Here is a 2,955-nt window from a genome sequence, read left to right on the forward strand (position 1 = left end):
GCCGCCCCCGTCACTTCGGCGGCCGCCGCCGACGGCACCGTCGTCTTCGCCGACGACTTCGAATCCGGCACCGTCTCCGCCTGGACCCGCCAGCGCGTCGACGGCAACGGCAGCATCACCGTGGCCCCCGCGCCCGCCGGCGGCAGCGGCCTGGCCGCCCGCTTCAGCGTCCCCGACGACGGCGTCTCCTACCGCTCCGAGGTCGCCGTCAACTCCCTCGGCTGGGGCAGCTACCGCTTCGCCCTCGCCGACTACCTGCCCGCCGACTGGGTGCGGACCTCCACCGAGACGATCCTCGCCCAGTGGCACGGCTACCCGCTCGCGGACGGCAGCGACACCAAGCCGCCGATCGCCCTCACCCTCAAGGACGGCGGCTGGCGGCTCAAGGTGCACTGGCTGACCGACCCCACCACCGTCCAGGAGGCGGTGATCCCGCTCGGCGACGCGCAGTTCGACCACTGGAACCAGTGGGCCTTCGACATCACCTGGTCCACCGACACCACCCCCGGCGCCATCACCGTCTACCGGGACGGCGCGCAGGTCGGCGCGTACAGCGGCCTCAACAACTACCACCAGAACCAGTCGCCCTACTTCAAGACCGGGATCTACCGGGCCAACTGGAACCCGGCCAAGAACATCCCCTACCCCACCGGCGGGCCCGACGTGGTGGCCTGGAGCGACAGCGTCGTCGTGACCAGGTACTGACCCGCACCCACCCGACCGAGCACCCGAGAACCGAAGAGGTAGCACCACCATGAGCGACGCAGCCCGTCACCGAGGCCTGCCCCTGCCCAGAAGAGGCTTCCTCGGCCTGAGCGCCGGAGCGGCCCTGCTGGCGGCGGGCTGCCGCTCCGCCACCGAGGACGCCGCAGGCGGGGCCGCCGCCTCCGCCACCGCCTCCGCGCCGGACCTCCAGATCGTCTACGGCGCCGCCCCCGACCCGACCCAACTGCTCCACCGGGGCCCCGACACCCCGGTGTTCGTCAACCTGGTGCTGGACCGGCTGGTCGACCTCGACCCGCAGACCCTCCAGCCCGTGCCCTGGCTCGCCACCTCCTGGGAGTGGAACGCCGACCGGACCAAGGTCGTGCTCAAGCTCCGCGAGGACGTCACCTTCCACGACGGCCGCCCGCTCAGCCCGGACGACGTCGTCTTCTCGCTCACGGGGGCGACCAGGACCTCCCAGGTCAAGCCGCTGCTGGAACGCCTCGCCGACATCCGGGCGAGCGCCGCGAACGAAGTCACCCTCACCCTCGCCAAGCCCACCAGCAACCTGTTCGACGCCCTCGCCTTCAACCCCGTCGTGGACGCCCGCGGCTACGTCGACGGCAAGGCCGCCGAGAAGGTCAACGGCACCGGGCCCTTCACCTGGCAGGCGTTCAAGGGCGGCAACCAGCTCGACCTGGCCCGCTACGACCGCTACTGGCAGAGCGGCCAGCCCCGCTTCGAGCGGATCACCGTCCGCTCGGTGACCAGCAGCCAGGCCGCGCTCTCCGCCCTCCAGTCGGGGCAGTCCCACCTGATCGGCGCGGTGCCCGGGCGCGACCTCAAGGTGCTCGCCGGGAACCGGGCCGTCACCGTGCAGTCCGCCAAGGCCTCCTACCAGCAGGCGTTCCTCGGCGCCAACGTCACCAGCAAGCCCTTCGACGACCGGAGGGTGCGTCAGGCCCTCCAGTACGCCGTGGACCGCGAACGCATCGTCGCCCAGGTGTACGGCGGCTACGCCGAGGCCAGCAGCCTGCCCTGGCCGGCCAACACCCCCGGCGTCACCCCGGACCAGGTCACCCGCTACCCGCACGACCCGGAGAAGGCCCGCGGGCTGCTCCGGGAAGCCGGCGCCGAGGGCGCGCGGGTGCCGCTCACCGCCGCCAACTCGCCGGTGTTCAGCTCCCTCGTGGAGCTGGTCAAGTACGACCTGGAGCAGGCCGGGTTCGGCGTCGACGTCCAGCTCCTGGACAACGCCGCCCTCCAGCCGAAGATCCAGCAGGGCACGCTGGAGGGGCTGTTCATCGCCAACCACGGCATGGTGAGCGTCTCCCCGCTGAGCGGCATCACCGTCTCCGGACCGCTCCAGGTCGGCCGGAACACCTCGCACGTCACCGACCCCGCCTACGCCGAACTCCAGGCCCGGGCCTTCGCCGCCGCCGACGAGCGCGCCAGGGCGGACGTCAACCACGAGCTGTCCGAGTACCTGCTGACCGAGTCCTTCCACATCACCCTCGCGCACGCCTGGGAGACCTACGCCTTCGCCTCCACCGTCCACGACGTGGCCACCAGCGCGCTCGGCTACCTGCGGCTCGGCGACACCCGGCGCACCGCCTGAGACGCCGACCCGCCCAGCCGTCCCAGGGCGACCCCCACCGCCCTGGGGCGGCTTCCGACCCACCTGGAGTACCACCGTGCCCTACTGGACCAGAAAGGCGGCCGGAGCGCTGGCCACGCTCTGGCTCGCCTCGGTCGCCGTCTTCCTGCTGCTGCGCCTGGCCCCCGGCGACCCGGTCTCCGCCGCGCTCGGCGCCGAGGCCGACCAGGAGCAGCGCGACCGGCTCGCCGACAGCCTCGGCGTCGACCGGCCGCTGCCCGTCCAGTACCTGGGCTGGCTGCGCGGGCTGCTCACCGGCGATCCGGGCAGTTCCTTCCACTACCGCGAACCGGTCACCCACCTGATCGGGCAGAGCCTCGGCAGCACCGTCCAACTCGCCCTGGTCGCGGGCCTGCTGATGCTGCTGCTCGGCCTGGTCCTGGGCGTCGCGCTGGCCTCCGAGCGCCGCGGCCGCCTGGCCCGGGCACTCGACCCGCTGGTCACCGCCCTGCTGGCGCTGCCGGTGTACGTCACCGCGGTGCTGTTCGTCTTCGTCTTCGCGGTGCTGCTGCGCGTGCTGCCCGCCGGGGGCGAGCGGGACCTGCTCACCGCGCCCGACCTCGCCGTCCAGTACCTCGCCCTGCCCGCCGTCG

General features: G+C 72.8%; 3 protein-coding genes. All 3 read left to right on the top strand.

Annotated features, from left to right (window positions below; translation table 11 throughout):
• Nucleotides 1–705: heparin lyase I family protein (locus J0670_RS34520; protein WP_207816357.1), on the top strand; the 705-nt coding region annotated here is incomplete at its 5' end.
• Nucleotides 706–754: 49 nt separating this feature from the next.
• Nucleotides 755–2,323, top strand: a complete 1,569-nt coding sequence (locus J0670_RS34525) for an ABC transporter substrate-binding protein (protein ID WP_207816359.1) — start codon at nucleotides 755–757, stop codon at nucleotides 2,321–2,323.
• A 76-nt stretch (nucleotides 2,324–2,399) separates the two neighbouring features.
• The coding region (locus J0670_RS34530; RefSeq protein WP_207816361.1) for an ABC transporter permease at nucleotides 2,400–2,955 on the top strand (556 nt) is incomplete at its 3' end.

It is taken from the genome of Streptomyces sp. FH025 (assembly GCF_017427025.1).
GTDB lineage: Bacteria > Actinomycetota > Actinomycetes > Streptomycetales > Streptomycetaceae > Kitasatospora.